This is a genomic window from Lentzea sp. NPDC051208 (genome assembly GCF_040682435.1).
Lineage (GTDB): Bacteria > Actinomycetota > Actinomycetes > Mycobacteriales > Pseudonocardiaceae > Lentzea > Lentzea kristufekii.
The window spans coordinates 106805-131429 of record NZ_JBFBAW010000004.1 but is presented as its reverse complement, the minus strand read 5'-3'; the positions used below and the strand labels follow the sequence as shown (position 1 = coordinate 131429).

The window sequence follows — 24625 nt, the reverse complement described above, 5'->3', positions numbered from 1 at the left end:
GACCGATCCCCCGATCCTCGACCGACACCTGAACTATGCGGTGGCGGTGTCTCGGGCGCCACCTCCGAAAGTCGAGTCTTGTCCGTCAACCTTCGACTTACCGGCGGGTAGGACGGCGCTGACGCTGAAGCCGCCGTCTGTCCGGTACGAGGTGGTCAGGGTGCCGCCTGCCAGGCGTACTCGTTCGGAGAGGCCGTGCAGGCCCGCGCCTCCCCGGTCGCCCAGGGACGGTAGGTCGCCTGGGCCGTTCACGACTGTTACCCGGACCGGGGAGGTTCGGTCCACGGTCACCGTCACCGTGGCGCCTGGGGCGTGTTTCGTCACGTTGGTGAGGGACTCTTGGACTACGCGAAAGAGGGCTCTGGAGACTGCTGGGGAGAGGGTGGTGTCGCCTGTTTCCGATAGCGTGACGGCGACGCCTGCCACTCGGGCTCGGTCGACCAGTTCTTGCAGTGACGGGTAGGTCGTGTCGGAGTTCAGGAGGCCTAGGGCTGCTCGCATTTCGGACAGCGATTCCTTTGCCAGCGCTCGTAGACGTAGTGCTGTCTCGCGTACCGCGGGGTCTGGTGCGGTTGCCGCCAGGGCTGCTGACTCCACTGCGATCAGGGTGGCGTGGTGGCCTACTGCGTCGTGGATCTCGCGGGCTATCCGGGCTCGTTCCGCGGCTCGGGCGGACGTTTCCTGGGCCTCTAGTTCTGCTGCTCTTGCTCTGCGGGTTTCGTAGAGCGACTGGGTCAGTTCCTTGCGGGTGGCCAGGAGGGCGCCCAGTGCCGTGGGGGCTGCTGCCAGGCCGAAGGCGAAGGCGGTGGCCAGGAGCAGAGGGCCGGGCGGGATGGTCTCGGTCAGCAGGACCGGGACGATCGAGGCGGCTGTCATCAGGAGTACCCAGAAGCCCTGGACTTGGATCGACTTCTCCTTGTGGCCCAGGCGGAACTGGGCGACCAGGGCGGGGGCCCAGCCCAGGCCGCCGGCTATCGCGGGGACGCACAGGAGGGATGCCAGCCAGGGCCAGCGCAGGCGGAGAGGGAGGAGCAGGGACGCGGCTACCGCGGTCCAGAGGGACCAGGGGAACGGGCGGTCCTGGGTCAGGAGGACGACGCCTGTGGTGATGCCTACGGTGAGGATCTCGCGCAGGACCGGTTTCACCACACACCGACCTGGTGGGCGACCAGAGCCGCCTGCACCCGGTTTCCCACGCCCAGTTTGGTCAGGACGGTGGAGACGTAGCTCTTCACCGTCGCTTCGGAGAGGCAGAGTTCCTCGGCGATGGAGTGGTTCGAGCGGCCGGCCGCGACCAGTTCCAGGACCTGGCGTTCGCGGGCGGACAACGAGTCCAGTTGCCGGTTCGCGCGGAAGCCCCTCAGGCGAGGTAGCAAACGGGCGGTGATTCTTGGGTCCAGGACTGCGCCGCCTGCCGCGAGGTCGACTACTGCTCGCACCAGGGCTTCGGGTTCGGCGTCCTTCAGCAGGAAGCCCTGGGCGCCGAGGTCCAGGGCTGTCGCCACGTAGTCGTCGAGGTCGAACGTGGTCAGCACCGCGATCGCGGGCGGGGTGGCCCAGGTTCGCAGGCGGCGGACCGCCTCCAGGCCGTCCACGCCCGGCATCTGGACGTCGACCAGCACCACGTCCGGTAAGTGGGCTAGGACTTCCTCCACCAGCTCGGCGCCGTCGGCCGCTTCGCCGACGACCTCCACTCGTCCGTCTGCTTCGAGCAGGACTTTGAGGCCCCGCCGCAGCAGGGCCTCGTCGTCGGCTAGCACCACGCGTACGGCCACCAACCCAACCAACCGCACCCCATGGCAAAGGGCAACCAGATCGGCCGGGTCGTCACCCGGAGAAACTACTTCTTGGAGGAGCCGGCCTTCTTCTTCTCGCGCACGCGCACGGAGATGCGGACCGGGCTGCCCTGGAAGCCGAACTCCTCGCGCAGCCGGCGCTCGATGAACCGGCGGTACGAGGCCTCGAGGAAGCCGGTCGTGAACAGCACGAACGTCGGCGGGCGGGTCGAGGCCTGGGTCGCGAACAGGACCTTGGGCTGCTTGCCGCCGCGCACGGGCGGCGGGGTGGCGGAGATCAGCTCGGTCAGCCACTGGTTCAGGCGGCCGGTCGGGACGCGGGTGTCCCACGAGTTCAGCGCGGTGCGCAGCGCGGGGGCGAGCTTGTGCACGGCGCGGCCGGTCAGGGCCGAGATGTTGACCTTGTCCGCCCACGGCACGCGCACCAGGCCGCGCTCGAGTTCGCGCACCATCTCGTTGCGGCGGTCCTCGTCGACCAGGTCCCACTTGTTGAACGCCAGCACGCACGCGCGGCCCGACTCGACCACCATCGTCAGCACCCGGAGGTCCTGCTCGGCCAGCGGCTCGTGCGCGTCCAGCAGCACGACCGCGACCTCGGCGGTCTCGATCGCGGACTTGGTGCGCAGCGACGCGTAGTACTCGGCGCCGCCGGAGAACTTCACGCGCTTGCGCAGGCCGGCGGTGTCGACGAAACGCCAGATCTCGCCGTCGAGCTCCACGAGCGAGTCGACCGGGTCGACGGTGGTGCCCGCGACGGAGTCGACGACCGAGCGGTCCTCGCCCGTCAGGCGGTTCAGCAGCGACGACTTGCCGACGTTCGGCTTGCCGACCAGCGCCACGCGACGGGGACCGCCGTGGCGGCCGCCGAAGTCGTCGCGCGGGCTTTCGGGAAGCCTGTCGAGGATCACGTCGAGCAGGTCACCGGAGCCGCGGCCGTGCAGACCGGACACCGGGTACGGCTCGCCCAGCCCCAGCGACCACAGCGACGCGATGTCGGCCGTGAGCCGGTCGTCGTCCACCTTGGACGCGCAGAGGATCACGGGCTTGTTGGACCGGCGCAGGACCTTCGCGACGGCCTCCTCGGTGGACGTCGCGCCCACCGACCCGTCCACGACCAGCAGGATCACGTCGGCGGTCGCCATCGCGAGCTCGGCCTGCGCGGCCACGGAGGCCTGCAGCCCGACCGCGTCCGGCTCCCAGCCGCCCGTGTCGACCACGGTGAACTTGCGGCCGTTCCACAGCGCGTCGTACGCCACGCGGTCGCGCGTCACGCCGGGCACGTCCTGCACCACGGCCTCTCGCCGGCCGATGATGCGGTTGACCAGCGTGGACTTGCCCACGTTCGGCCGTCCCACCACCGCGAGCACCGGCTGCGGCGGTGCGGCTTCCTCGCCGCCAGAGCCGTCGAGGTCGTCGAAGGCTGACCAGTCGGCCTCGTCCTCCCAGGTGCCGTCCAGGTCCGTCATCGTCTTCCCTCACTCTTGCGAAGTCCATCTAGTTCGGCGACCAGTGTCGCCAGGCGGTCGCGCACCTGCTCGGTGGCAACGCCCAGGGCCGCCCGACCCTTCCCCTCGGGAAGGTGGAACGGCTCACCGATGAGCACGTCGACCTCGGGCCGCCAGCCCTTGGCCTGGTACGTCCCGCGGCAGGCGATCGGCAGCACCATCGCGGCGGACGTCTTCGCCAGCCACGCGGCGCCGTTCTGCGCGCTCGCCACGGCTCCCTCGCCGCGCGTTCCCTCGGGGAAGATCCCGATCACGCCACCGGCCTTGAGCACGGACAACGCGCTGGTCAGCGCAGTGCGGTCGGCCTCTCCCCGCTTGACGGGGATCTGCCCGATCTTGGCCAGGAGGTAGCCGACGACGCCCTTGAACATCTCCTGCTTGATCAGGAACGTCACGCGCCGGGGCAGCACCCCGAACAGAATCGGCCCGTCGGCCATCGAGCTGTGGTTCGCGACGACGACCACGCCGCCGCTCAAGGGTACGCGGTCGCGCCCGTGCACCCGAATCCGGAACTGCCAGGCGTAAGGCACCCGCCCGATCCAGCGACCGAGGTCGAACAGCCAGGGCACCGTCCCCGCGGGAACGCTCACCCGGTCACCCGCAGTCCACGGCCGTCCACGAGGTCCAGCAAGGCCTGCACGGTCCCCGCGAGGTCGAGGTCGGTGTTGTCGAGCTCCACCGCGTCGTCAGCCGCCTTCAACGGCGACACCGCGCGCGACGAGTCGTACTTGTCGCGGCGCTGCACGTCGGCGAGCGCGGTGTCCACAGTGGACTGACGTCCGGCGGCGTTGTCCTGCTTGGTCCTGCGCGCGGCCCGCGCGTCCGCCGACGCCGTCAGGTAGACCTTCAACGGGGCGTCGGGCGACACGACGGTGCCGATGTCACGGCCCTCGACGACGATCCCGCCCACGTGGTCGACGGCGTCCGCGATGATCGCCCGCTGCTGCGCGACCAGCAGCTCGCGCACGTGCCGGGCAGCGGAGACGGGTGACACGGCCAGCGACACCTCGGGCCCGCGGATCTCGGCCGACACGTCGTCGCCGTCGAGCGTGATGCCCGGCTTGCGCGGATCCGTGCCGACCACGAGCACCGCGTTGTCCACGACGACCGCGACCTTGGCCTCGTCCGCCGGGTCGACGCCCGCGCGCAGCACCGCCAGCGCGATCGCCCGGTACATCGAGCCGGTGTCGAGGTAACGCGCGTCCAGCGCGGTCGCGAGGCGCTTGGCCACGGTGGACTTGCCGGTGCCGGCCGGTCCGTCGAGAGCGACCACACCGCGCAACTGACCCTGGCCCACAGCAGCTCCCTCCGAGACACCCACTGCCACATTGTGCCTGGTGCGGACGCTCACACCGCAGGCGGGACAGTCCACGACGGTTCCAGCGCGACAACCTCGCCGACGACGCGCCGGAGATCACCCGCCACCAGCGCGGGATCACCCTCGAACAGCCGGACGTCGATCTCGGCGTAGCTGCCCTGCTGCGCGGCGGCGAGGGCGTCGTGCGAACCGGCGAGGAACGCCGCGTGATCGGCCGCCGAACGCCAGAAGGCCACGACGTGCGCGATCCCCGGTTCGCCCCACCCGCCGCGCTGCCCGAGGAACCCCGGCACGTCCGCCAGCGCGCCCCACCCCCGCTGCCCCCGGTCGAACGCGGCCGGGTCGGTCACCCGGCAGCGGATCCACTTGATCAGCACGGAACGGCGGTACCGATCGGTGGAATCAGCAACAGGCACGAGCCCTCCTGGTCGATCTGGTGTGCGCATCACCGAACCCATGGAGGACTCAGTGACCACCGCTGAACAGCACGCCGAAGCCGAGGCGTTGCTGCGCCGCACGCTCGCCGCGCACAAGTCGATGTTCCTCGCCACGGCCGGCTCGGACGGCTCGTGGGTGAGCGGCGTCTACTTCGCCGAGAACGGGCTGCACACGCTCGAGCTCGTGCTGGAGGAGCGCGGCCGCACGCTCAGGGCCATCAACGAGAACCCCGCGGTGGCGCTCGTCGTGTCGACGGGGTCGCCGACGGAGCCGTTCCTGCAGGCGCGGGGCACGGCCGAGGTGGTCGAGGGGGCCGAGGACGAGGCCGTGCGGCAGCGGCTCGTGGCGAAGGTGCCCGAGGTCGAGCCGTTCCTCGCCACGCCCATCCGCGCGGTGAAGATCTCCGTGCCGACGTGGCGCATCACGGACATGCTCAACGGGTGGCTGCCCGGCAGGGAGTTCAGCGCCTGAGGTCGCCGGAGCCCCGCTCGTCCGGGCGGGGCTCCGCCAGCCGCTGGGACTCCTCCTCGGCGACCCTCGTGGACGATCGGGCGGGCGAGTCCGCCGTCCGGGACGCACACCGGGCCCTCCGGCCTGGAGGCACCCGATGACGTTGCTGCCCCAGCTCGACGCCCCGCTCTACCTCACCGACGGCGGCGCCGAGACCGCGCTCATCTTCGACGACGGCATCGACCTGCCCGACTTCGCCGCGTCCCCGCTGCTCGACGGCCACGCGGCGCTCACCCGCTACTACGAGCGCTACGCCGCGTGGGCGAACCGCCTCCGGGGCATCAGGGCCAACGCGCCGAAGCTCGGTCACGCCGAGCTGGACGAAGCCGAGGCGCTGGACCGGGGTGATCCGGCGGAGTTCGCGGACGACCACCGCAAACTCAGGACGCGCTTCCCGCAGCTGACCGTGCTGGGTGGGTGCTGCGGCACCGACCACCGGCACGTCGACGCGCTCAGCGCCGCGTTCAGTGGTTGAGATCGGTCCTCAACGCCGCCGCCCCGCGCAGGTAGACGTGCTTCACCGCCGACCGCGGCAGATCGGTCTCGACGTGCGCGAGCAACCTGATCACGCGCGGCATCGAACCCGGCACGGCGATCTCGGTCGCGGACAGCAGCGGCACGTCCGAGAGCCCGGCCTGGCGCGCGGCGTAGGCGGGGAACTCCGAGACCAGATCGGGTGTGGCGGTGAGCACGACGCTGATCAGGTCGTCGGACGTCAACGCGTTGCACGTCAACACCTCCCGCACCAGCTCGGCCGTGGCCTCCAGCAGCAGGTCGCGCGAGTCCGCGTCGATCTGCGTGGCTCCCCTGATCGCTCGTACCGCCATGCGATCGACCCTAGCAGCGGTCCAGAGTGGACTTCAGCGGTCGAGGACGATGTTGGGGAACTTGAGGGTGAGGTCGAGCAGGTTCACGACGTAGGCGCCCCAGCCGCCGCCGAGCAGCACCAGCCGCCGCTGCCCCAGTGACGACGCCGTCTCGATCAGCACGTGCAGGCCGCTCGACCCGATGAACGTCAGCGCGGTGAAGTTGACCACCACGTCACCGTCCCCGGACGAGCACGCGAGCGCGAGTTCGGTGCGCAGCAGGTCGCTGGTGCTCAGGTCGACCTCACCGGTCAGCGTCACCAACGCGCCGTGCCGGCGTACCTCCAACAAACCTGGCCGGTGTTCCATCGTGGGTGCCTCACGAGTCGGGAGACAGCAGATCGCGCGCCGCCGCCAGCACACGAAGCGTGTGTGCGGGCTTCGGCAGATATGCATCGGCGGCGTGAGCGGCCGGCTCGATCGCCGAAACGGCTACAACCGGTACGCCGAACGTTCGCGCCGCCGCCGCGGACCTGGTCCCCTCACCATGAGACGCCAGCAGGCCGGCCATCGCCAGAGCCGGTGGACTCTGAAGAGACTCCTCGACGGCCGGGATCGTCATCACGGGCGCGACGGAGCCGCCGGCGAACGGGTGATCAGCGTCCGCGGCGTGGTCACGCGGCGTCCGCCCGCCTCGGCGGGTCCACCGCGATGCAGGTGGACCCGCCGCATCCGGTAGCGGATGTTCGCCGCCAGGTCCTCGTCCTGGGCGAAGGTCAGGGCGAGGAGGAAGTGGCGGCGCACGGCGGCAAAGCCCTGTCACACCAGGACAACGAACCCTGCACCTGCGTCCGGCACGACCCGCTGCCGTAGCGGTGGCCGACCGCGCGCAACGCCGACGTCATCGCCCGCAGATGCCTGACGTGCACGAGCCCGATCCGGGACTGCGGCGGCGGCAGTGCGGGTGAAGCGTCGTAGTGCATGGGGACGATTTTCAACGCGTGCCCGACGGTCGAACAGGGCCGAACGAACCCGCCGGGCAGGGCCCTACGGTGACAGGTCGGCCAGCAGGAGTCCGCTACGCGGCTTCGGGGTGAAATAGGTGCTCTTGCGCGGCATCTTGGTGCCCGCCAGGACCTCGCGCAGCGGCACGGGCGCGATCAGCAGCACCGCCTCGGCCTCCACGGACGGGTCCACGACCGCCTTCACGCACGGGCTCTCCGGGTCGAGCCCGAGCGCCTGGTCCAGCAGCAGCGACTCCACGACCGCGTGGTCGATCCCTTGTCCCGCAGGCAGTTCCACCCGCAGCACCGCGTCCGGGCAGCGCACCACGACCACACCCGGTTCCGGATCGACGACGAACGGCAGCGACGACACCGTCAGCCCGGCCCCCTCCCACGCCGTCACCAGATCGGCCGTGGTCAGCCCGCTGCCCGCGATCGCGCGGTGGATCGGCCCGACCCGCAGCCCCGGCCCGGACGTGACGAGCGCGAGCAGGCCCGCGAGTCCCGCCTCCCGCGCCGCCGCGACCCGGTGGTTGCCGTCCGCGACCAGCAATGGATGCGCGCCCGCCGCTTCGAGGAACCGCTCCTGCGACTCCCCCGGCCCGACCAGCCACACCCAGTGCCGCCGCCCGCCCGAGTCCACAAGCGACACCGCCGGCTTCTCGGTCATGCCGAGCACCAGGTCCGTCAGCCCGTCGTGAGGAGTGATCGGGACGAGCATGGCCGCGCTCGTCGCGATGCCCAGCGACGCCAGCACCTGCCCGCGTTCGGCGACCACGTCCGGGTAGACGTCCTCGGTGTGCTCGATCCCGTCCGGGTCGACCAGGCAGAGCAGGCCGCACGCCGTCCCGTCCGGTCCGTCCACCCGGTACGGCGCGACGACGTCGGTGACCTCGGTGTACGCCCGCCGGATCAGCGCCGCGAGCTCGGCCCTGGCGTGGGGCAGCGCGTCGAGCAGCCCGGTGCCCGCGGCCAGCGCGTCCGGCGTGCGGTGGGGGTGCTGGACGGCCAGCAACGTGCCGTGCGGGGCTCTCGCGAGCGCCCCGATCACCTGGCCGGGTTCGGCGAACTCGTCGACGTCCGGGCCGGGCACGCGGTCACGCACCACCCACCCGCGGCGCACCGGGCGGACCCGCAGCGCCCTCGCATTCTGGGACATCCACGTATCATGATCTGTGTGAACGTAGAGATCACGCCCCTTCCGGGCATCGGGACGCGTCAGGACTTCACGATCCGCGCCGGACGACGCGTAGGCGTGATCACCTACCGGGACGGCCGCTTCGAGCTGATCCTGTCCAAAGCGTCGGATCCCGACTCCTGCGCCGCCTCGATACCCCTCTCACCGGAAGAGGCGAACACGCTCGCGGGCCTGCTCGGCGCGCCGCAGCTCGTCGCCCACCTGCGCGAGGAGCACCGCGACATCACGGGCATCACGACCCGTCAGCTGCCGGTCACCGCCTTCGCGAACCGCTCGCTCGGTGAGACCGCTCTGCGCACGAGGACCGGTGCGTCCATCGTGGCCGTCGTGCGCGTGGGCGACGCCCACCCGTCGCCCGGCCCCGAATTCCTGTTCGAAAACGGTGACCTCGCAGTCGTCGTCGGCACCGCGGAAGGCCTCGACGCCGCCGCTGAGATCCTCCACGGCGGTTAAGCACAGTGCATGAGACAACAATTGCCATGATCCAGCTCGGCGCGGTGTTCTTCGGCCTCGGTCTGCTGGGTCGTGTGGCTCGGCGTGCCGGCATCTCCCCGATCCCGCTCTACCTGATCGGCGGGCTCGCGTTCGGCGAGGGCGGGCTGGTCCCGCTGCACGGCATCGAGGAGTTCACCCACCTGGCCAGCGAGATCGGGGTGGTGCTGCTGCTCCTGCTGCTCGGCCTCGAGTACTCGGCGTCCGAGCTCACCACCGGGCTGAAGAAGTCCTGGATGGCAGGAGTGCTCGACCTGGTGCTGAACGCGGCGCCGGGCGCGATCGCCGCGATCCTGCTCGGCTGGGGCACGGTCGGCGCTCTGGCGATGGCCGGCGTCACGTACATCTCGTCGTCCGGCATCGTCGCGAAGGTGCTCGGCGACCTGGGCCGGTTGGGCAACCGGGAAACGCCGGTCGTGCTGTCCGTGCTCGTGTTCGAGGACCTCGCGATGGCCGTGTACCTGCCGGTCCTCACGGCCGTTCTCGCGGGCGTGAGCTTCCTCGGCGGGCTCACCTCCGTCGGCATCTCGTTGCTCGCGATCACCGTGGTCCTGGTGGTGGCGTTGAAGTACGGCCGGTTCATCTCGGCCATTGTGGACAGTCCCGACCACGAGGTGTTCCTGCTCAAGCTGCTCGGCTCGGCGCTGCTCGTCGCGGGCATCGCCTCGCAGCTGCAGGTGTCCGCGGCGGTCGGCGCGTTCCTGCTCGGCATCGCGATCTCCGGGTCGACGGCCGAGAACGCCACGCGCCTGCTCGAACCGCTCCGGGACCTCTTCGCGGCGATGTTCTTCGTCGTGTTCGGACTCAACACCGACCCGCGCTCGATCCCGCCCGTGCTCGGCATCGCGGTGGCGCTGGCCGTCGTCACGGCCGCGACGAAGGTCTTCACGGGCTGGTGGGCGGCAGGACGGCAGGGCATCGGCAAGATGGGCCGCATGCGTGCGGGCGCGGCGCTCGTGGCGCGCGGCGAGTTCTCCATCGTCATCGCCGGGCTGGCCGTGGCGTCCGGTCAGGTGCACAACGACCTGGCGGCGCTCGCGACCGCGTACGTGCTGCTGATGGCCATCCTCGGGCCCATCGCGGCCAAGTACGTTGAGCCAATCGGGGAATTCTTTCAGCGTAGAAGGCAAACGGCCTGAAACAACTGCCCCGATGTGACGACTCTCTAGTGAGGGCTAGATGGAGAGTAGGGGCGAATCGTCATGACCGAACCCGCGGAAGTGGAGACCACCGGCCGGTTCCTGGTGCTGCTGCAGGAAGACGCCATCGAAGAGGGACTGGCCGAGCTCGGCGGCATCGCCGGGTTCGACCCGAACAGCGGCGATCTGGACGCGGAGACCGTGCAGGTCTTCCCCGAGCTCGGTGTCGCGGTCGTGACCGCCGACCCGAACCTGCTGGCCGAGCTGAACGGCGCCGCCGAGCGCCCGGGCCCGGTGCTGATCGTCGAGCCGGAGCGCGTCGTGCACGTGTTCGCGGCACCGGCCGAGGAGAAAGCGCCGGAGGCGGCGGCCGACGAATCGGTGCTGACCTGGGGGTTGCAGGCGGTCGGCGCGGACGTCAGCACCGCCACCGGCAAGGGCGTCAAGATCGCGGTCCTGGACACCGGCTGGGAGAAGAACCACCCGGACTTCACCGGCCGCGCCATCACCACGAAGTCGTTCATCACCGGCGAGGACGTGCAGGACGGCCACGGCCACGGCACGCACTGCATCGGCACGTCGGCGGGCCCCCGCAAGCCCGCCACGCTGCCCGGTTACGGCGTCGCGCACGAGGCCGAGATCTTCGCGGGCAAGGTCCTGTCGAACGCGGGCTCCGGCTCCGACGGCGGCATCCTCGCGGGCATCGACTGGGCGGTCGCGAACGGCTGCGCCATCATCTCGATGTCCCTGGGCGCCGACGTCCCGGTGAACACGCCGTACTCGCAGATCTACGAGACCGTCGCCCAGCGAGCGATGGCCAAGGGCACACTGATCATCGCGGCGGCGGGCAACGCGTCCTCCCGCCCGGCCCGCGTCGCCCCGGTGGGCCACCCGGCCCGCTGCCCCAGCATCATCGCGGTGGCGGCGATCGACGTGAACCGGGCGATCGCGACGTTCTCCTCGGGCTCGGCGGACAAGATCGGCCAGATCGACGTGTGCGCCCCCGGCGTCGACGTCTATTCGTCGTTCAAGCTCCCCCAGAAGTACTCACGCCTGCGCGGCACGTCGATGGCGACCCCGCACGTGGCCGGCGTGGCGGTGCTGATCGCGGAGAAGACCGGCGCCCGCGGCTACGAACTGTGGGCCCGCCTCGTCGGCACCGCGCTGCGCCTGCCGTTGCCGTCCACCGACATCGGCAGCGGACTCGTCCAGGCGCCATGACCGCTTCGGTGGACCAGGTGATGGTCTCCGTGACGGAGGGCAGCCTCCCGCAGGTCCTGGACGACCTGCGGGAGGCGGGCCTGGTGATCGACACGGTCCTGGAAGCCCTGGGCGTCGTCACCGGCACCGCCGAGGTCAGGGCCATCCCGGCACTGCAGGCGGTACCCGGCGTCATCGACGTCGAACGGCAGTGGCGCGTACAACTCCCGCCGTACTGACTAGGCTCTGCGCTGACCCCATCGACGGCTGATCGAACACGTGTTCTATGCTGTGCGCGGGGTCACGTCGTTGCGCAGAGAGGAAACCTGATCGTGTCGGACACGCTCACCGAGGTGCAGGCAGTCGAGGAGCCCGTCGTGGAGACGGCGGCCCCCGAGGCCGAGGCCCCGAAGCCCGTCGAGGCTCCCAAGCCCGCCGAGGCTCCGAAGGCGGAGGCCCCGAAGGCTGAGGCCGCCCCCAAGGCTGAGAAGCCGAAGGCCGGCCGTCCCAAGAGCACGGCGAAGAAGACGCGCACCGTGGAGCTCACGCTCACGGTGACGGGCACCGCCGAGGGCGAGTGGCAGGCCGACCTGGTCCACGGCACGCAGCGCGTGGTGTCGGGCCTGGTCATCCCGGCCATCGCCGTCGCCAAGGCGGCCAAGGAGCTGCACGAGGACATCGCCGAGGGCATCGAGTCGGTGCTCGAGGCGGCGCGCGACCAGCACCGCACCCGCATGGAGGAGCTGGAAGCCGAGCTGGCCAGGGTGAAGGCCCAGCTGGCGGAGCTCTCCGAGTAAGTCCAGCAGACGCAAGAGGGCGGCCCGCACAAGCGAGCCGCCCTTTCGCATACCCGGACCAAGCGGAACACGCTCGCGCAAGGGTCCCCTTGAGTTTCAGGTCCCCCGCGGCCCAACGTACAAGGCGGCACCGACAAGATCGGCAAGCCGATCGAACGCGATGCCGAAGGCGGGCCGCCCTCCCTCAGCGATGCCGCAGGCGAGCCGTCCTTCCATACGGGCCAGGCGGTGGGGTCCCGTCACGAGTCGCGCCACAGCTCTTGCTGCATGCGTGAAGGGGTGTCAACTCGACACGCTTTTCGTCGAGTTGACACCCCTTCACGCATGTGGCCCGCTCTTGGTGCGGCTCGTGACGGGACCCCACCGCAACGCAACCCTCTAACCAACCGGCAGCCGCCCAGAGCAACAGGCGTGCCATCCACCTACGGACGGCGCCACCCCCCGATCAGATTGCCGGGGGTATGGGGGCAGAGCCCCCAGGGGGAAGCACGCAACCGCAAGGTCGCCGCCCGCAAACCGGGGAACGCGACGAACCGGCGCAGACCCCCTACCGCGAAGGATCCAAAACCAACTTCCCAGCAGTCCGACGAGACCGAAGGTCCTCGTGAGCCTGCCGAACCTCCCCAAGCCCGTACTCCCCACCGGGAACAGCCTTCAACTGCCCATCCACCACCAGCTGGAACAACTCAGCCATGGCCCGATGAGCCAAGGTCCCGTGCTCAGCATCCCGAACCTTCAACGCATGGGGCAGCCACATACCCGCAACGGCCGTGGAGTGCATCAACAACGCCCCGAGGTCAACCGGCTTCGGCCTCTCCCGCGAGGCCATGCCATAAAACGCAAGCCGCCCAAACGGTGCCAACGCGACCAACGACTGGTCAGTGACAGCCCCTCCAGTCATGTCCAGCACGACGTCGACCCGCCGCCCACCGTTGGCTTCCTTCAACGCGGCGGTCATGTCAGCGGCACGAGAATCAACCGCGACATCGGCCCCAAGATCAAGCGCCAGCTTCCGCTTGTCCTCAGAAGAGGCCGTGGCGATGACCCGGCCAGCCCCCCACAACTTGGCCAGCTGAACGGCGATAGTCCCCACACCACCAGCAGCGGCATGCACGACAACCGACTCACCAGCCTCCATGTGAGTCGACTTCCGCAGCAACAACCAAGCCGTAGCACCCTGAACGATCAACGACAGCGCAGTCAGATCGTCAACGCCATCAGGAACGTCGAAGGTGGTCAGCAACGGCGCGACAGCCTTCTCCGCATACCCACCGGAGTTCTTCGTCAAAGCAACAACTCGACGCCCATCCGCAGTAGTGCCGACGACCTCACCACCGGGCACCAGCGGCAGCTCCATCTTCGCCAGGTAGGAGTTCTCCGCCTGGTGCGTGTCCGCGTAGTTCAGTCCGGCACGCGAGACGTTGATCAGCACCTCGCCCTCACCCGCGACGGGGTCGGGCAGCTCCACCTGCTGGAGCACCTCGGGCCCGCCGAACTCGGTGATCTGGATGGCACGCACGTCAGTTCTCCTCAAGCGCGATGGAAACGGGGTCCTTGCGAGCGGCCTCGATGCGCGAGCCGTCAGCGGCACGAGGTCCAGGCGGGTTGCGGAACCCGAACGGCTCCGACGAACGACCTGCCTGCACGAACCAGGCCTCGCCGGTCCCCGAACCCTCCACAATGGACATGAAGGTGTCCACGACGGCCGACACGGGCAGGATCGGCATGCCGATCTCCTCCAGCGTCGAGCGCAGCGGACCGATGATGTTGGTGTCGGCGAACGCGGGGCACAGCGCGTTCACGCGCACGTCGGGATAGGCGCCACCGAGCGAGCGCACGAGACCGACGACGGCGGCCTTGTTCGCGCCGTAGACGGGGTCGCCCGGCATCGGCATGAGACCGGCCATCGAGGCCGTGGCGATGATCTGGCCGCCGCGCTTGCGCACCTCGGGCAACGCGTGGTGCGCGCCGTAGACGACGCCGTCGAGGTTGATGGCCATCGCGCGGCGGTACACCTCGACGTCGAAGTCGTCGCCCAGCGAGCAGCCGGTGCCGATGCCGGCGTTCAGGAACGCGATGTCGAGCCCGCCGAACTCGCGCACGGCGAGGGCAACGGCCTCGGCGGAGTCCGAAGGCACCGTCACATCGCAGCGCACGAACACGCCGCCGATCTCATCGGCGACGGCTTTGCCCTGGTCGGCGTCCACATCAGCCACGACGACGCGTACGCCGTGCGATGCCAGCCGCCGGGCGGACGCGGCGCCGATGCCGTTGGATCCGCCGGTGATGAGCGCGACCTTGCCGGTGAAGTCCACGGGCATCTGCCTCCTCGAATTGCCACATTCCGACCAGTCGGTATGGTCGTCCGCACAGGCCTGGACGTCAAGCGGACTGATAGGTACGTTACTAAGCGCTTGCTTAGCTCACCATCCCCTCACCGAAGGAGGACCCGTGGCCGACAGGGTTGCGATCGTCACCGGCGCGGCTCGTGGCATCGGCGCCGCGGTCGCGCAGCGCCTCGCCGCGGACGGCTTGGCCGTCGCGTTGCTCGACCTCGACGAGCAGGGCGTGCTCGACGGCGCCGACAAGATCGTCGCGAGCGGTGGGCGCGCCATCGGCCTCAAGGTCGACGTGGCCGACGAGGAGCAGGTCAACGCCGCGGTGGCGAAGGTCGCCAAGGCCCTCGGCGCCCCGACCGTGCTGATCAACAACGCCGGCGTGCTGCGCGACAACCTGCTGTTCAAGATGACCGCGAGCGACTGGGACACGGTCATGAACGTCCACCTGCGCGGTGCGTTCCTGATGAGCAAGGCCGTGCAGGCCTACCAGACGAAGGAAGGCTTCGGCCGCATCGTCAACCTGAGCTCCACCTCCGCCCTCGGCAACCGCGGCCAGGCCAACTACTCCGCCGCCAAGGCCGGTCTGCAGGGCTTCACGAAGACCCTCGCGATCGAGCTCGGCAAGTTCGGTGTCACGGTCAACGCGATCGCGCCCGGTTTCATCGCCACCGAGATGACCAAGGCGACCGCCGAGCGCATGAAGATCTCGTTCGAGGACTTCCTCAACGGTGCGGCGCAGACGATCCCGGTCGCGCGCGTCGGCCAGCCGGAGGACATCGCGCACACCGCGTCGTTCCTCGTCAGCGAGGGTGCCGGCTTCGTGTCCGGCCAGGTCATCTACGTCGCCGGCGGACCGAAGGACTGAGCATGCGCGCATTCGAGACCATCGACGAGCTGGTCGCCGCCAAGGGCGAGCACCTCGGGTTCGGCCAGTGGCACGAGGTCACGCAGGAGCAGGTCAACCTGTTCGCCGACGCGACGCTGGACCACCAGTGGATCCACATCGACGTCGAGAAGGCGAAGAAGGGCCCGTTCGGCGGACCGGTCGCGCACGGCTACCTGACGCTGTCGCTGGTGCCGTACCTGGTGCGGGACGTCTACACCGTCAAGAACATCAAGATGGGCGTGAACTACGGCAGCAACAAGGTCCGCTTCCCGCAGCCGGTGCTGGTCGGCGCCAGGGTGCGCGGCGGGGTCGAGCTGCTGGACGTCACGGACATCGCGCTGGGCAAACAGCTCGTGACCAAGGTCGTCATCGAGATCGAGGGCAGCGACAAGCCCGCGTGCGTGGCCGAGATCGTCAGCGTGATCGTGCCGTGAGGCTGTGGATCAGCAGATCCGCGTAGTGCTCCGCCAGCCGCCCGGCCGGGATGTCCCCGTCCGGGCGGTACCACGTGCCGAGCTGGTGCAACGACCCGAAGAAGTAGTAGGTGGCGACGTCGGCGGGCACGTCGTCGCGGAACGTCCCGTTCCGCTGCCCCTCCTCGATCAGGCCGCGGAACTTCTCGTGGTAGCGCCGCCGCTCGGCCCGGACCTCCCGCTGCTTCTCCTCCGAGAGGTGGTTCATCGAGCGGAAGAAGACCTTGGCGGCGTCGAAGTCGTCGACGCTCGTGACGATGACGTCGACCGCGGCCTCGCGCAGCCGCTCGGCGACGGGGCCGGTGCTCGACGCGATCTTCTCCAGGTGCTCGGTCTGCAAGCGCAGCAACCGCCCGTAGATCTCGTGCAGCAGGTCGTCCTTCGACCCGAAGTAGTGGTACATGGCGCCTTTGGTGACACCGGCGTGTTCCACGATCTCCTGGACGGCGACGCGCTCGTACCCCTTGTCCGCGAACAGGCGGGTGGCGGCGTCGATCAGTCTTTCAGGCACGGTCACGACCGGAGCGTACCTCCCGGCCAAGGAGAATCCAGGCAATGATCAGTCGCTGGACCGTTGTCGTCGACCGCGACGACCTCACCGAAACCGAAGTGCTGCACGACGAACTGCCCGAGTCGTCCGAGCTGTTGGACTGCGAGGTGCTGCTCCGCGTGAGCCGCGTCGGCCTCACCGCCAACAACGTCACCTACGGCGTGATCGGCGACCAGATCGGCTACTGGAACTTCTTCCCGGCCGGCGGCCCCGGCCAGGGCGTGATCCCGCTGTGGGGCTTCGCCGACGTCGTCGACTCCACAATGGACGCTCTGCCCGTCGGTACCCGCGTCTACGGCTACCTGCCGATGGCCAGCCATCTCGTCGTGCGCGCCAGGCTGACCTCGGCCGGTTTCGTCGACACCGCCGACCACCGCGCCGCACTTCCGGCGGTCTACAACAGCTACCTCGTCACCAGCCAGGACCCCGCCTACGACGAGCGGCTGGAGGACCTCCAGGTCCTGTACCGGCCGCTGTTCCTCACGTCGTTCCTGCTGGCCGACCGGCTGGTGGACAACGGCTTCCACGGCGCCCGCACCGTCGTGATCTCCTCGGCGTCCAGCAAGACCGCGTTCGGCACCGCCCACTGCCTTCGCGACAAGGGCGTCCGGCTCGTGGGCCTGACATCGCCCCGCAACGTGGAGTTCACCCGGAGCCTGGGCCTCTACGACACCGTGCTTCCCTACGACGCTTCGGTGGACGTCGAACCTTCGGCGTACCTGGACTTCAGCGGGTCGGCCGACGTGCGGTCGGCGCTGCACGACCGGCTCGGCTCCGGCCTGGTCAAGGACGTCTCGATCGGCCTCACGCACCAGGCAGCCCCGCAGGACGTGCGGTCCGAGTTCTTCTTCGCCCCGGACCAGCTGCGCAAGCGCACCGCCGACTGGGGCTCCGAAGGCCTGGCTCAGCGCTTCGGCGAGGCCTGGCGGGCCTTCATCGCTCAGGCCGGCGACCGGGTCGGCGTCGTCCAGCACAGCGGGCCGGAGGAGTTGGTCGACGTGTGGCAGGCCGTGCTGTCGGGCAGGGCGAACCCGGACAGCGCCGACGTGATCACCTTTTGAACTGGTCCTCGCCCTTGACCATCGTGAGGAACGCACCCCAGGCGGGCGCCGCGACAGTGGCTTCCGCCCGGCCCTTCGAGTCACGGATGCGGGCGGCGGAGCCGTCCAGGGCGATCTCCACGCACTCCGTGTTGTCGCCGGCGTTGCTCCGGCTGCTCTTCCGCCACACAGCAGACAAGTCGATCCCTACCTCTCAGCAGCCAGCCTCCCGATCCAGTCGGCGGACTCGTCCGGCGTCAGCGCCAGCTTCGAGAGGTGCTTGAAGAGCACTTTACTGGCCTTCACCTGTTCGCTGTCTTCCACGTGCGCGGCGCCAGCGGGATGTTCGACGTAAAGCACGGTCATGTCGGCGAGGTGAGCGAAGCCAAGCAGGTGGAACGATCCGGTGTACCCGTCGTTCAAGCCCGCGGTGAACGGCAGGACCTGCACCCTCACGTTGGGCCTCGTGCCCATGTCATTGATGTGCAGCAACTGCTCGCGATCAGCAAGAGGGAAAGCCGCCTCGGCGATGATCGCGTGATATTCAAGCCCTTCCTCGGTGACCAGCCGCTCCTGCCGTCGCGTCCGAACCGCGATCTGGTTCTCGATCCATTTTCGTGAGCGCTGAACCTGCCATCCTGCGAACAACGCACGCATGTAGCTCTCGATCTGCAGGAGGCCAGGGATGTAACCGAGAGAGAACGTGCTCAGCCGGGTGGCGTCGTGCTCCAGGCTGAGATAGCCGTGATCAGCGACGCGGTAGGGGTGCCACCAGCCCTTCTCGCTGGCGCGCTCCCACATGTCGATGTACGGCGTCTCCTCCGAGACGAGCACTCCGTAGAGGTCGAGCATCGCCCGCAAACCGTGGTACTCCGGCAGCTGACCGTTCTCGATGCGGCTCAGCTTCTGATAGTTGTAGCGAAGCCGGTACGCCGCCTCACGCTGACTCAGCCCGGCCCGTTCGCGCAGCCTCTTCAGCGCCTCGCCGAGGCGTACCTGCCGGAACGTGGGGTCGGACATGACCCAAACGTTACGGACGAGATCTGACATTCGTGAATCACGGTGGCGGGGTCTGATGAGGACCGTCCACTGCATGGAGTACGTCCACAGCATCCAGTACCACCGGCGCAGTCAGAACGGCCGGCTCACCCTCGCCTACGTCGAGTCCGTTGCAGATCATGGTTGGTACATAACGAAAGAAGCGGACTGGAAGTCCCGTTACACGGTCGCCTGCGCGACCGAGTACCTGACGCGCGTGTCAGCGGAAGCGGGCACGTTTGCCATCACCGTGTGGAGAGACGCCATCCGCGTCTGCACGGTCGGCATCGACTGGAATCCTCCGAACAGGTGATCTCAGCGCCGGATCAGCCCGGCCAGCAGGCCCGCGATGTTGTAGGCGTCGTCGTGGCCGCGGTGGTGCGTGCCGTCGAGCCTCTGCCCGGCGAGCCGCACCGCCTCGGCCATCCCGACCTCCCGCGGCAACGCGTGCACCAGCGCGAACAACGTCTTCACGTTGACGTGCCGCGGCCCGAACGGGTACCGGACCCCGAAGTCGGCGCACTGCCGTTCGAACATCTTCCGGTCGTAGTCGCCGTACGAGGCCCACACCCGGCGGTCCGACCGGTACTCCTTGCGCAGCAGCGCACACGCCTCGGCGAACGAGACACCGCCGGCGACCTGGCCGGCGGTCAGCGTCGTCAGTTCGGTGCAGAAGGGGCTGACCGACGACCGGGACGGACGTACCAGCACCGACCGCCGCTCGCCGCGGACCCCGGACGCCACCGAGAGCGGGCAGATCCCGATCTCGATGATCTCCGAGACCTCACCGGGAGGCGGCGTTCCCTCCCAGCACGTCGACTCGACGTCGACCACCAGCACCTCGTCCAACGCGATCACGTGCTGATCTTCCCCCGCGCGTCTACTGGAAAACGACGACGGGCAGCACCACGATCTCACCGGTCGCGGCGTTCCACGACTGGACCTTGCCCAGGCAGCGAGCATTGAACTGGCCCGGTGGCAACGTGTCGCGCAGGCTCGCTCGGTCGCACTCCACCCGCACCCGGTGCGCGCCGACCGGCGCCAGCAGCACCGCCGGGTCGTCGCCGTCGCCGACCTCGAAACGGCCGTGCAGCGACACGTAGTCGCGGATGTCGTTGAGCCGTCGTGCTCTTCCTCGCCGCCACGCCTCGTCCGCCTTGATCGTGGCGGTCGTCAGGTCCACCTCGACCACGCCGTGGCCCGCGCGCAGGCCCGCCAGGACGACGCCGATGACGTCGATCTCCGTGGCCGGTTTCTCGTAGGTGTCGGTGTTCTGCTCGACCACCGAGCCGTCGACGCCGATGCCGAACTCGCTGGGGCCGACCTGCAGCTTGCCGTTCTTGGTGACGGTGATCTGCTTGACGAACTGCCGGGTGACGGCGTCGTCGTAGCGGCCGACCTTGCAGAGGTTGATCATCCGCTGGCCGTGCACGTAGAACAGCAGTCCGGGCACCTCGGGGCCCTGGTCGCGGCGGCGCAGCCACCGCCAGGCCAGCACGACGACCACGACCAGCGCGATCAGCGTCGCGGCCCACAGCAGGATCCAGCCCCACGAGACGGACCACCAGAGCGCTCTATCGACAGCCACGGATCTCCCTCACCGCCTCCAGCAACGACTTCGCGCCCGCCTCGACCAGGCGGCCGCCGCTCGCCTGCGCTACCCGGTCCAGCTCTGCCGTGGAGGCTTCGCCGAACCGGATCGGGAACACCGGCACCTCTCCCCGGCCGACCCTCAGGAACTCGTCCACCGACGGGCCCGCGTTGTTTTCGCCGTCGGTCATCAGCACCACCGCCGTCTCCCCCTTGGCCAGCTGCAACCCGCGCTCCAGAGCGCTCCAGATCGCCGTGTTGTCCCGCAGGTCCTCGGACGCGACGACGGCCAGCAGCGCGTCGAGGTCCTCCCGGCCGCGCACGGTGATCGACCGCTCCTCCAGGACGGTGCCCGCGAACCGAATGATCGTCACGGTCTCGCCGACGTAGAAGCGGTCGAACCCGTTGAGCGACGCGAACGCCTCGCGCAGCCCGGCGAGCCGCTCACCTCGCATGGACGTCGAGTAGTCCAGCACGAAGACCACCTGCCGGCCGTCGCCCGCGCGGTCGTGGAACAGCAGCAGCCGGTCGATCACCTCGGCGCTGTCCGGGAAGTAGAGCGCGGTGCCGAGGTCGGCGCGCAGCTTCTCGTTGCGCACCACGGAGGGTTCGACGGGACGGCGCCACGTGCGGTCGGCGATCATCTGCTGCGCGGCCGGTGATCGCAGCCACTCCACGACGCGGTCGTAGGCGGCCCGGTGCGCGGGCTCGACGAGCATCAGCGGGTAGTCCGACAGCACGATGCCGTCGCGCGGGTAGACGATCTCCAGCGGTTCGGCCAGGCGTCCGGAAGCGTTCAACGACAACAGCTCCGACTCGTGCGCGACCAATCCGTCCACATCAGACCGGCGGACGAACTCGCCGACGGGATCCGGCACGTCGAACGCCCGCCCCGCGAGGAACCCCTGCAGGCGGTCGCAGCTGACGTCCTCGGGTCGCAGCGGCGCGCCCGTGCCCGCGGCCGCCGTCGCGACACCGATCAACGCGGCCATCCCGCCGCCGGACACCCGCGGATCGGCCATGCCGTACCGGAACTGGCCAAGGGCGGCCCGGTCCGCGACGTCGGCCCACGTCGGCCGCTCGCCCAGCACGGCCCGGCTGCCGCGCTTCACCCCGAGCACCACCGGGGACGTCATGACGCTCGACGCCAGCTCCGGCTCGGCGCCCCGCAACCGCAGGAACCTGGCGGTGGACAGCCACGCCAGGTCGAACCCGGCGAGCGATCTGCTGACCTCGACCGTGCCGCGGTGCTCCACCGCCAGCTCGACCCCGGTGGCCTTCCTCAGCTCCGCCAGCACCGGCCCCAGGTCGGCCAGTTCCGTGCTCGCCAGCATCTTCAGGCGGACCGCTGGGGGCGTGCTCGACGTGCACGCGGTGATCAGGAGCAGCAGAACCGCTGCCACCACCCTCACTTGCACTCGCCAACGACGTCGAGCATCCGCTCGAACAGCTCCGCCTTGGGCAGCTGCACCCGGCCCGCCTCACCGGCCGGCGGTGTCGGCAGCCCGCGGCCGGAGATGTAGGTGCCGAAGTCGTCGGCGGACTCCCCGTTCCAGCTCAGCGAGTGGAAACCCAGCTCGACCGCGCGCCGGCGCAGGTCCGGGTCGTTCATCATCAGCTCGCCGATCCGGTCGCCCTCCGGCGTGAACGAGATCAGCTCGGGCGTGCTCTGGTGCTGCTTGGTCGGGTAGAGCAGCACGCGTTCGGTGTCGACGCTCTTCTGCCGCAACTGGTACGCGATGTACTGGTGCTCGTAGATCACCGCGATGACGGCGTGCGTGCGCCCCTCCGGCACGAAGTACTTCGGGGCCATGTCCTCACCGGCCTGGCCCTGCGCATCCACGTACGGCTTGACGTCCAGCGCCAGCTTCTCCGCGGCTTCGAGGCTCTGAGGCGGTTCGTCGCCGAAGGCGGTGGCGAAGAAGCCGACGAGCGTCGCACCCGAGTAGGCCTTGCAGGGATCCGGCGACTGCACGATGACCCGGTTGCCGTTGGTCAGCCCGAGTTCGTTCCACCGCTTGTCCTCGTCGGCCAGAACCTTGAACTTGGCCATGTCGAGGTTGTAGTAGAGCGGCTTCTCGCTCGAGTCGTGCGGCTTCGCGACCCCCGCCTGCTTCAGCGCTTCGGCGTACTCGCGGAACGTGGCGAGCACGACCGGGGTGAAGAACGGCCGGTACGGCACGACGTGCTTGCCCGCGCGGCGCGTCTTCACGTGCTCGTTCGCCACGTGCCCCGACGGGAACACGAAGTGGTACGAGTCGAGGTCGGGCTTGTCCGCCAGGTCGCGCGAGCCGATCGGCGTCACGTGCACCTGGTAACCGCGCGCCATCAGGATGCGCTTGACCTGCTCGTCCTGGAAGAAGTCGCGCTTGGAGGCGAACAGCGCCCGCACCACCGTGACAGAGCGGAACGGGCCGGTGATGTGCCCTGAAACGAGCAACATCACCAGCCCGAACACGAACACCGCCAACGGCGGCACGAACCACAGCAGGAACCGTCTTCGCGGGTCGACGACCTTGAACTCGGGCTCCCGCACGGCTCCCCCTGGAGTCAGACGATCACGGCACCACCGTCGACGACGAGCGTCTCGCCAGTAACGTAACCGCCCGCGGGCGAGGCCAGGAAGACCACGGCGGCGGCAAGTTCTTCGGGATCACCGATGCGTCCGGCCGGAAGCGCCGCCCGCATCTTCTCCAGGTACCCCGGCGGGTACTGGTCGGTCATCTCGGAGGCGAAGAAACCGGGGCAGATCGCGTTGACCCGGATGCCCTTGCGCCCGGTCCACTGCTGCGCCAGATCGCGGGTCAGGCCGAGCAGTCCCGCCTTCGACGCCGAGTACGCGGCCTGCGGAATACCGCCGGTCACGAGGCCGAGCACGCTGGAGATGTTGATGATCGAGCCACCGGACTTCATGACGGCGGCAGCGGCCTGGGCCATCCAGTAGGCGCCGTTGAGGTTCACGTCCATGACGCCCAGGAACTCCTCCGGCGTCTCCCGCGAGGCCGGCACCGCCGACGCGACACCGGCGTTGTTCACGAGCACCGACACCAGACCGAACTCCGCCGCCGCTCGAGCGACCTCACGGCAGTCGTCGGGCTGCGAGACGTCGGCCTGCACGACCAGGGCGCGCCGTCCGGCGGCCTCGACCAGGGCGGCCGTGTCCTTCAGCTTGTCCGCGCGGCGAGCGGCGAGCACCACGTCCGCGCCGGCCTCCGCGAGCCCCTTCGCGAACGCCACACCCAGGCCCGAGGAGGCGCCGGTGACGATCGCGACCTTCCCGTCCAGGCGGAACTTGTCCAGGATTCCCATCAAGAAAGCCTTTCCAGGATGATCGCCATGCCCTGGCCGCCGCCGACGCACATCGTCTCGAGGCCGAACTGGGCGTCGCGGGCCTGCATGCCGTTGATCAGCGTCGTCATGATCCGCGCACCGGTCGAGCCGAACGGGTGGCCCAGCGCGATCGCGCCGCCGTGCACGTTCAGCCTGTCGATGTCGATGCCGAGTGCGCGCTGGCTGCCGAGCACCTGGACGGCGAACGCCTCGTTGATCTCCACCAGGTCGATGTCCGAAATGGACAGACCGGCGTGGCCGAGCGCCTGCTTCGTGGCGTCGACGGGGCCGAGGCCCATGATCTCCGGCGACAGACCGGAGACACCCGTGGACACGATGCGCGCCAACGGGGTCAGCCCGAGTTCGCGGGCCCGCACGTCGCTCATGATCACCACGGCGGCCGCGCCGTCGTTCAAAGGACAGCAGTTGCCGGCCGTGATCGTGCCCTCGGGCCGGAACGACGGCTTCAGCTGCGAGACGGCTTCCAGCGTCACCCCGGCGCGCGGACCGTCGTCGGTCGAGACGACGGTGCCGTCGGGCAGGGTGACCGGCGTGATCTCACGGGCGAAGAACCCGTCCGCGATCGCCTTCTCGGCGAGGTTCTGCGACCGCACGCCGAACTCGTCCTGGTCGTGCCGCGAGATGCCCATCTGCGTCGCGACGTTCTCGGCCGTCTGGCCCATCGCGATGTAGTAGTCGGGCAGCTTGCCGTCGAGCCGCGGGTCGGTCCACGGAGCGTTGGACGCGGCCGTGTCCTGGGTGCGCTGCTGCGCCTCGTCGAACAGCGGATTGAACGAGGGCACACCCGAGTGCATGTACCGCGAGACGCACTCGACGCCGGCCGAGATGAACCCGTGGCCCTCCCCCGCCTTGATGGCGTGGAAGGCCATCCGCGCGGTCTGCACGGACGACGCGCAGAACCGGTTGACCGTCGTGCCGGGGAGGTTGTCGTGGCCCAGCTGCACCGCCACGCGGCGCGCGATGTTCTGGCCGTGCTCGTCCTGCGGCTCGGCGCAACCGAGGTGCAGGTCGGTGATCTCCGAAGCCGGGATGTCGCCCAGCGCCGCCGCGATCACCTGCGCGGCCAGGTCGTCCGGCCGCAGCGAGACGAGAGAACCCTTGCGGGCACGGCCGATCGGCGACCGGGCCGTGGAGACGATGACTGCCTCAGCCATG

Annotated in this window: 33 protein-coding genes; 11 read left to right on the top strand and 22 right to left on the bottom strand. The window is 69.4% G+C overall.

The features are described from left to right. Positions 1 to 33 precede the first annotated feature (33 nt). The 6 genes from AB0M48_RS10930 to AB0M48_RS10905 all read right to left on the bottom strand — a co-directional run bounded on the left by AB0M48_RS10930 (position 34) and on the right by AB0M48_RS10905 (position 5035). Complete coding sequence (locus tag AB0M48_RS10930; RefSeq protein ID WP_363838846.1) at positions 34 to 1146, bottom strand: histidine kinase; 1113 nt, start codon at positions 1144 to 1146, stop codon at positions 34 to 36. After that, the gene (locus AB0M48_RS10925; protein ID WP_363838843.1) at positions 1143 to 1775 is read right to left on the bottom strand and encodes a response regulator transcription factor; all 633 of its coding nucleotides are present in this window, start codon (positions 1773 to 1775) and stop codon (positions 1143 to 1145) included. The genes AB0M48_RS10930 and AB0M48_RS10925 overlap by 4 nt, the downstream gene beginning before the upstream one ends. A gap of 65 nt (positions 1776 to 1840) precedes the next feature. Continuing rightward, entirely contained in the window at positions 1841 to 3262 is a 1422-nt protein-coding gene (gene der, locus AB0M48_RS10920; protein WP_363838838.1) for a ribosome biogenesis GTPase Der, read from the bottom strand. Beyond that, on the bottom strand, positions 3259 to 3891 hold the full coding sequence (locus AB0M48_RS10915) for a lysophospholipid acyltransferase family protein (RefSeq protein ID WP_363838835.1): 633 nt from the start codon (positions 3889 to 3891) through the stop codon (positions 3259 to 3261). The genes der and AB0M48_RS10915 overlap by 4 nt, the downstream gene beginning before the upstream one ends. Continuing rightward, positions 3888 to 4574, bottom strand: coding sequence for a (d)CMP kinase (gene cmk, locus AB0M48_RS10910; RefSeq protein ID WP_363839908.1), 687 nt, complete (start codon positions 4572 to 4574; stop codon positions 3888 to 3890). The genes AB0M48_RS10915 and cmk overlap by 4 nt, the downstream gene beginning before the upstream one ends. Before the next feature lie 74 nt (positions 4575 to 4648). After that, on the bottom strand, positions 4649 to 5035 hold the full coding sequence (locus AB0M48_RS10905) for a DUF4937 domain-containing protein (RefSeq protein WP_363838832.1): 387 nt from the start codon (positions 5033 to 5035) through the stop codon (positions 4649 to 4651). Between the two features lie 52 nt (positions 5036 to 5087). On the opposite strand from AB0M48_RS10905, the gene AB0M48_RS10900 reads away from it, so the two are divergent. Together AB0M48_RS10900 and AB0M48_RS10895 are read left to right on the top strand one after the other, a co-directional pair. Continuing rightward, the gene (locus tag AB0M48_RS10900) at positions 5088 to 5528 is read left to right on the top strand and encodes a pyridoxamine 5'-phosphate oxidase family protein (RefSeq protein WP_363838827.1); all 441 of its coding nucleotides are present in this window, start codon (positions 5088 to 5090) and stop codon (positions 5526 to 5528) included. Positions 5529 to 5664: 136 nt separating this feature from the next. Next, positions 5665 to 6042, top strand: a complete 378-nt coding sequence (locus AB0M48_RS10895) for a homocysteine S-methyltransferase family protein (protein WP_363838824.1) — start codon at positions 5665 to 5667, stop codon at positions 6040 to 6042. Here the strand turns inward: AB0M48_RS10895 and aroH are convergent. From aroH to AB0M48_RS10870, 5 genes are all read right to left on the bottom strand, one after another. Beyond that, on the bottom strand, positions 6032 to 6394 hold the full coding sequence (gene aroH, locus AB0M48_RS10890) for a chorismate mutase (RefSeq protein WP_319988713.1): 363 nt from the start codon (positions 6392 to 6394) through the stop codon (positions 6032 to 6034). The genes AB0M48_RS10895 and aroH overlap by 11 nt on opposite strands. 33 nt (positions 6395 to 6427) lie before the next feature. After that, complete coding sequence (locus AB0M48_RS10885) at positions 6428 to 6721, bottom strand: STAS domain-containing protein (protein WP_363838820.1); 294 nt, start codon at positions 6719 to 6721, stop codon at positions 6428 to 6430. A 273-nt stretch (positions 6722 to 6994) separates the two neighbouring features. Then, a complete protein-coding gene (locus AB0M48_RS10880; protein ID WP_363838815.1) occupies positions 6995 to 7177 on the bottom strand; it encodes a hypothetical protein in 183 nt (60 codons plus the stop codon). Then, complete coding sequence (locus AB0M48_RS10875) at positions 7150 to 7356, bottom strand: hypothetical protein (RefSeq protein ID WP_363838812.1); 207 nt, start codon at positions 7354 to 7356, stop codon at positions 7150 to 7152. Before AB0M48_RS10875 ends, AB0M48_RS10880 begins: the two co-directional genes overlap by 28 nt. A 64-nt stretch (positions 7357 to 7420) precedes the next feature. Beyond that, positions 7421 to 8536, bottom strand: a complete 1116-nt coding sequence (locus AB0M48_RS10870) for a DUF1015 family protein (protein WP_363838809.1) — start codon at positions 8534 to 8536, stop codon at positions 7421 to 7423. An 18-nt stretch (positions 8537 to 8554) separates the two neighbouring features. Here AB0M48_RS10870 and AB0M48_RS10865 point away from each other — a divergent pair, with 18 nt between their 5' ends. The 5 genes from AB0M48_RS10865 to AB0M48_RS10845 all read left to right on the top strand — a co-directional run bounded on the left by AB0M48_RS10865 (position 8555) and on the right by AB0M48_RS10845 (position 12203). After that, entirely contained in the window at positions 8555 to 9028 is a 474-nt protein-coding gene (locus AB0M48_RS10865; protein ID WP_363838806.1) for a TrkA C-terminal domain-containing protein, read from the top strand. 5 nt (positions 9029 to 9033) lie between these two features. After that, entirely contained in the window at positions 9034 to 10206 is a 1173-nt protein-coding gene (locus AB0M48_RS10860) for a cation:proton antiporter (protein ID WP_363838802.1), read from the top strand. Positions 10207 to 10269: 63 nt separating this feature from the next. Further along, the gene (locus AB0M48_RS10855; protein ID WP_363838798.1) at positions 10270 to 11427 is read left to right on the top strand and encodes a S8 family serine peptidase; all 1158 of its coding nucleotides are present in this window, start codon (positions 10270 to 10272) and stop codon (positions 11425 to 11427) included. Then, positions 11424 to 11645: a hypothetical protein gene (locus tag AB0M48_RS10850; RefSeq protein WP_363838795.1), complete on the top strand. Its 222-nt coding sequence runs from the start codon at positions 11424 to 11426 to the stop codon at positions 11643 to 11645. Before AB0M48_RS10855 ends, AB0M48_RS10850 begins: the two co-directional genes overlap by 4 nt. Positions 11646 to 11738: 93 nt before the next feature. Then, positions 11739 to 12203, top strand: coding sequence for a DUF6319 family protein (locus tag AB0M48_RS10845; RefSeq protein WP_363838792.1), 465 nt, complete (start codon positions 11739 to 11741; stop codon positions 12201 to 12203). 547 nt (positions 12204 to 12750) lie between these two features. On the opposite strand, the gene AB0M48_RS10840 is transcribed toward AB0M48_RS10845, so the two are convergent. Then, a complete protein-coding gene (locus AB0M48_RS10840) occupies positions 12751 to 13722 on the bottom strand; it encodes an NADPH:quinone oxidoreductase family protein (protein ID WP_363838788.1) in 972 nt (323 codons plus the stop codon). Position 13723: 1 nt separating this feature from the next. Further along, the gene (locus AB0M48_RS10835; protein ID WP_363838784.1) at positions 13724 to 14524 is read right to left on the bottom strand and encodes an SDR family NAD(P)-dependent oxidoreductase; all 801 of its coding nucleotides are present in this window, start codon (positions 14522 to 14524) and stop codon (positions 13724 to 13726) included. A gap of 130 nt (positions 14525 to 14654) precedes the next feature. On the opposite strand from AB0M48_RS10835, the gene AB0M48_RS10830 reads away from it, so the two are divergent. Together AB0M48_RS10830 and AB0M48_RS10825 are read left to right on the top strand one after the other, a co-directional pair. Further along, the gene (locus tag AB0M48_RS10830) at positions 14655 to 15407 is read left to right on the top strand and encodes an SDR family NAD(P)-dependent oxidoreductase (protein ID WP_363838781.1); all 753 of its coding nucleotides are present in this window, start codon (positions 14655 to 14657) and stop codon (positions 15405 to 15407) included. Positions 15408 to 15409: 2 nt separating this feature from the next. After that, positions 15410 to 15862 (top strand): MaoC family dehydratase, encoded by a 453-nt coding sequence (locus AB0M48_RS10825; protein ID WP_363838774.1) that lies wholly within the window; start codon positions 15410 to 15412, stop codon positions 15860 to 15862. Here AB0M48_RS10825 and AB0M48_RS10820 read toward each other — a convergent pair. Continuing rightward, the gene (locus tag AB0M48_RS10820; RefSeq protein WP_363838771.1) at positions 15843 to 16418 is read right to left on the bottom strand and encodes a TetR/AcrR family transcriptional regulator; all 576 of its coding nucleotides are present in this window, start codon (positions 16416 to 16418) and stop codon (positions 15843 to 15845) included. The two genes, AB0M48_RS10825 and AB0M48_RS10820, sit on opposite strands and share 20 nt — an antisense overlap. 38 nt (positions 16419 to 16456) lie before the next feature. On the opposite strand from AB0M48_RS10820, the gene AB0M48_RS10815 reads away from it, so the two are divergent. Beyond that, positions 16457 to 17512 carry a DUF2855 family protein gene (locus tag AB0M48_RS10815; protein ID WP_363838767.1) on the top strand — a complete coding sequence of 352 codons (1056 nt, stop codon included), beginning with the start codon at positions 16457 to 16459 and terminating at the stop codon, positions 17510 to 17512. Here AB0M48_RS10815 and AB0M48_RS10810 read toward each other — a convergent pair. After that, positions 17502 to 17681, bottom strand: a complete 180-nt coding sequence (locus AB0M48_RS10810; RefSeq protein ID WP_363839905.1) for a DUF397 domain-containing protein — start codon at positions 17679 to 17681, stop codon at positions 17502 to 17504. The genes AB0M48_RS10815 and AB0M48_RS10810 overlap by 11 nt on opposite strands. Positions 17682 to 17698: 17 nt before the next feature. Then, on the bottom strand, positions 17699 to 18511 hold the full coding sequence (locus AB0M48_RS10805; protein ID WP_363838764.1) for a helix-turn-helix transcriptional regulator: 813 nt from the start codon (positions 18509 to 18511) through the stop codon (positions 17699 to 17701). A 73-nt stretch (positions 18512 to 18584) separates the two neighbouring features. Between AB0M48_RS10805 and AB0M48_RS10800 the strand changes: the two genes are divergently transcribed. Continuing rightward, entirely contained in the window at positions 18585 to 18842 is a 258-nt protein-coding gene (locus AB0M48_RS10800) for a hypothetical protein (protein ID WP_363838761.1), read from the top strand. A 2-nt stretch (positions 18843 to 18844) separates the two neighbouring features. On the opposite strand, the gene AB0M48_RS10795 is transcribed toward AB0M48_RS10800, so the two are convergent. Genes AB0M48_RS10795 through AB0M48_RS10770 form a run of 6 tightly spaced genes read right to left on the bottom strand, consistent with a single transcriptional unit; the run spans position 18845 to position 24624 of the window. Next, complete coding sequence (locus tag AB0M48_RS10795; protein WP_363838758.1) at positions 18845 to 19387, bottom strand: 3'-5' exonuclease; 543 nt, start codon at positions 19385 to 19387, stop codon at positions 18845 to 18847. Between the two features lie 22 nt (positions 19388 to 19409). Beyond that, on the bottom strand, positions 19410 to 20117 hold the full coding sequence (locus AB0M48_RS10790; RefSeq protein ID WP_363838754.1) for a hypothetical protein: 708 nt from the start codon (positions 20115 to 20117) through the stop codon (positions 19410 to 19412). After that, positions 20104 to 21522, bottom strand: a complete 1419-nt coding sequence (locus tag AB0M48_RS10785; protein WP_363838750.1) for a substrate-binding domain-containing protein — start codon at positions 21520 to 21522, stop codon at positions 20104 to 20106. Before AB0M48_RS10785 ends, AB0M48_RS10790 begins: the two co-directional genes overlap by 14 nt. 5 nt (positions 21523 to 21527) lie before the next feature. Next, complete coding sequence (locus AB0M48_RS10780) at positions 21528 to 22655, bottom strand: hypothetical protein (RefSeq protein ID WP_363838747.1); 1128 nt, start codon at positions 22653 to 22655, stop codon at positions 21528 to 21530. Positions 22656 to 22669: 14 nt separating this feature from the next. Continuing rightward, positions 22670 to 23428 carry a glucose 1-dehydrogenase gene (locus AB0M48_RS10775; protein WP_363838744.1) on the bottom strand — a complete coding sequence of 253 codons (759 nt, stop codon included), beginning with the start codon at positions 23426 to 23428 and terminating at the stop codon, positions 22670 to 22672. Continuing rightward, on the bottom strand, positions 23428 to 24624 hold the full coding sequence (locus tag AB0M48_RS10770; RefSeq protein WP_363838740.1) for an acetyl-CoA C-acetyltransferase: 1197 nt from the start codon (positions 24622 to 24624) through the stop codon (positions 23428 to 23430). The genes AB0M48_RS10775 and AB0M48_RS10770 overlap by 1 nt, the downstream gene beginning before the upstream one ends. Position 24625: the final 1 nt, after the last annotated feature.